The sequence below is a fragment of the Pseudoalteromonas sp. NGC95 genome, from assembly GCF_015864705.1.
Classification (GTDB): Bacteria; Pseudomonadota; Gammaproteobacteria; order Enterobacterales; family Alteromonadaceae; genus Pseudoalteromonas; species Pseudoalteromonas arctica.
In genome coordinates this window covers 1-1,257 of the sequence record NZ_JADYWR010000058.1, presented here as the reverse complement: position 1 = coordinate 1,257, position 1,257 = coordinate 1, and the positions used below count along the sequence as shown (strand labels likewise).

Genomic DNA, 1,257 nt, shown 5'->3' with positions numbered 1-1,257 from the left:
CCAGACTCCTACGGGAGGCAGCAGTGGGGAATATTGCACAATGGGCGCAAGCCTGATGCAGCCATGCCGCGTGTGTGAAGAAGGCCTTCGGGTTGTAAAGCACTTTCAGTCAGGAGGAAAGGTTAACGGTTAATACCCGTTAGCTGTGACGTTACTGACAGAAGAAGCACCGGCTAACTCCGTGCCAGCAGCCGCGGTAATACGGAGGGTGCGAGCGTTAATCGGAATTACTGGGCGTAAAGCGTACGCAGGCGGTTTGTTAAGCGAGATGTGAAAGCCCCGGGCTCAACCTGGGAACTGCATTTCGAACTGGCAAACTAGAGTGTGATAGAGGGTGGTAGAATTTCAGGTGTAGCGGTGAAATGCGTAGAGATCTGAAGGAATACCGATGGCGAAGGCAGCCACCTGGGTCAACACTGACGCTCATGTACGAAAGCGTGGGGAGCAAACGGGATTAGATACCCCGGTAGTCCACGCCGTAAACGATGTCTACTAGAAGCTCGGAGCCTCGGTTCTGTTTTTCAAAGCTAACGCATTAAGTAGACCGCCTGGGGAGTACGGCCGCAAGGTTAAAACTCAAATGAATTGACGGGGGCCCGCACAAGCGGTGGAGCATGTGGTTTAATTCGATGCAACGCGAAGAACCTTACCTACACTTGACATACAGAGAACTTACCAGAGATGGTTTGGTGCCTTCGGGAACTCTGATACAGGTGCTGCATGGCTGTCGTCAGCTCGTGTTGTGAGATGTTGGGTTAAGTCCCGCAACGAGCGCAACCCCTATCCTTAGTTGCTAGCAGGTAATGCTGAGAACTCTAAGGAGACTGCCGGTGATAAACCGGAGGAAGGTGGGGACGACGTCAAGTCATCATGGCCCTTACGTGTAGGGCTACACACGTGCTACAATGGCGCATACAGAGTGCTGCGAACTCGCGAGAGTAAGCGAATCACTTAAAGTGCGTCGTAGTCCGGATTGGAGTCTGCAACTCGACTCCATGAAGTCGGAATCGCTAGTAATCGCGTATCAGAATGACGCGGTGAATACGTTCCCGGGCCTTGTACACACCGCCCGTCACACCATGGGAGTGGGTTGCTCCAGAAGTAGATAGTCTAACCCTCGGGAGGACGTTTACCACGGAGTGATTCATGACTGGGGTGAAGTCGTAACAAGGTAGCCCTAGGGGAACCTGGGGCTGGATCACCTCCTTATACGATTTAGAACTTATTTGTTCGTAGTGTCCACACAGATGATTGTTA

Annotated in this window: 1 rRNA gene; it reads left to right on the top strand. The window is 52.3% G+C overall.

Annotated features, from left to right (window positions below):
- Positions 1 to 1,209 (top strand): 16S ribosomal RNA (locus I6E70_RS20510); the annotation flags it as partial.
- Positions 1,210 to 1,257 lie beyond the last annotated feature (48 nt).